The following is a 2013-nucleotide window of genomic DNA, read 5'->3' as shown; positions in this document are numbered from 1 at the left end:
GGCGGCGTTCGCGCGGGCGGCGCGGCGCCTGCTGGTGGCGTGCGACCTGATCGAAGGCGAGGCCGAGACCGAGGAAGTGCCCGAGGGCGACGACAGCGCCCCGTCCGACCGGGACGAGGAGGAGGAGAGCGAGGCCCCGGACAAGCCCGAGCAGCAGGACGACGAGTCCGGCAGCCAGGAGGAAGACGAGACCGGCCTGCAGCCCCAACTGGCGCAGGGCGCCGGCCTGGGCGACGAGGATGGCGACGAATCGGACGGGGCCAGCGCGTCGGGGTCGGAGGAAGCGGGCGGGCCGCGCGCGCCGGACGAGAAGGAGGCGGCCGACCCGGCGCTGTCCTATCATCCCTATACGACCGCGTTCGACGAGGAGATCGCGGCGGAGGATCTGTGCGACCCCGAGGAACTGACGCGGCTGCGCCAGCAACTGGACCACCAGTTGATCAGCCTGCAGGGGGTGGTGTCGCGGCTGGCGAACCGTCTGCAGCGGCGGCTGCTGGCGCAGCAGACCCGGGCGTGGGAATTCGACCTGGACGAGGGAATCCTGGATGCGGGGCGCCTGTCGCGGGTCGTGGTCAATCCGACCCTGTCGCTGTCGTACAAGCATGAGCGGGACACGGATTTCCGCGATACGGTGGTCACGCTGCTGATCGACAACTCGGGGTCGATGCGCGGGCGGCCGATTTCGGTGGCGGCGATGTGCGGCGATATCCTGGCGCGCACGCTGGAGCGCTGCGCGGTGAAGGTCGAGGTGCTGGGCTTTACCACCCGGGCGTGGAAGGGCGGGCAGAGCCGCGAGCGCTGGGTGGCGGACGGCAAGCCGCGCCATCCCGGGCGGCTGAACGACCTGCGGCATATCGTCTACAAGGCGGCGGACATGCCGTGGCGGCGGGCGCGGAAGAATCTGGGCCTGATGCTGCGCGAGGGGCTGCTGAAGGAGAACATCGACGGCGAGGCGCTGCTGTGGGCGTCGCGGCGGCTGCAGGCCCGTCCGGAAAGCCGGCGCATTCTGATGGTGATTTCCGATGGCGCGCCGGTGGATGACAGTACCCTGTCGGTCAATCCCGGGTCCTATCTGGAGACGCATCTGCGGCAGGTGATCGCGCAGATCGAAAACCGCAGCATGATCGAGCTGATCGCCATCGGCATCGGCCATGACGTGACGCGCTATTACCGGCGCGCGGTGACGATTACCGACGCCGAGGAGCTGGGCGGCACGATGATGCGGAAATTGTCGGAACTGTTCGACGAGAAATCCGCATCGACGGGCCGCCGCGGGGTGGCTTAACCCCCCTGCCCTACTGATTTTTGCCCGGCGGGTCGGTATCGGTCGGGCGGACATCGGCCAGGCGGGTGTCGGCGAAGCCGAGCAGCGCGTCGATCATGCGGTCGGTGTCGCGGGGCGTCGTGCGATGGTTCACGATGGCCGCGCGGATGGCCAGCATGCCGCCCACCATCGTCGTCGATGGCGCGGCGATGCCGGATTCGTGCAGGTCCTTCACCAGTTCGCCGTTCAGCCGGTCCAGGTCGGTGTCCCCGGTCCGTACGCGGAAGCAGACGATGTTGAGCGCGACCGGGGCCAGCCGTTCGAGCATCGGTTCGGCATCCACGCGGTCGGCCAGGTGGCGGGCGGCCGCGCAGCAGGATTCGACCATCCGGCCCAGGCGGTCGGTGCCGTACGTGCCGAGGGTCATCCAGACCTTGAGCGCGCGGAAGCCGCGCGACAGGTCGGGCCCGAGGTCGCAGAACCAGGGGGCGTTGGCCGCCAGGCCCCGGTCGGCGCGCGAGAGATAGGCCAACGACTGCGCGAAGGCGGCGGCCTGGCGCCCGGGTTCGCGGACCAGGATGCAGCCGGCGTCGTAGGGGACCTGGGCCCATTTGTGGAAATCGAAGGCCAGGCTGTCGGCACGCGACAGGCCGCGCAATTGCGGGCGCAGCCGGTCCGACAGCATGGCCAGGGCGCCGAACGCGCCGTCGACATGGAACCAGAGCCCGTCGCGCGCCGCGATGGCGGCG

Annotated in this window: 2 protein-coding genes; one reads left to right on the top strand and one right to left on the bottom strand. The window is 70.0% G+C overall.

The window, feature by feature from the left end; all coding sequences use genetic code 11:
- The coding region (locus HUK84_RS16160) for a cobaltochelatase CobT-related protein (RefSeq protein WP_176641199.1) at window positions 1–1285 on the top strand (1285 nt) is incomplete at its 5' end.
- 10 nt (window positions 1286–1295) lie between these two features.
- On the opposite strand, the gene HUK84_RS16155 is transcribed toward HUK84_RS16160, so the two are convergent.
- Window positions 1296–2013: pyridoxal phosphate-dependent decarboxylase family protein (locus tag HUK84_RS16155; RefSeq protein ID WP_246285735.1), on the bottom strand; the 718-nt coding region annotated here is incomplete at its 5' end.

The organism is Nguyenibacter vanlangensis (assembly GCF_013376155.1).
GTDB classification, from domain to species: Bacteria; Pseudomonadota; Alphaproteobacteria; order Acetobacterales; family Acetobacteraceae; genus Gluconacetobacter; species Gluconacetobacter vanlangensis.
Note: the sequence above shows the minus strand (reverse complement) of the source record. Positions and strands in the feature narration are given on the sequence as shown.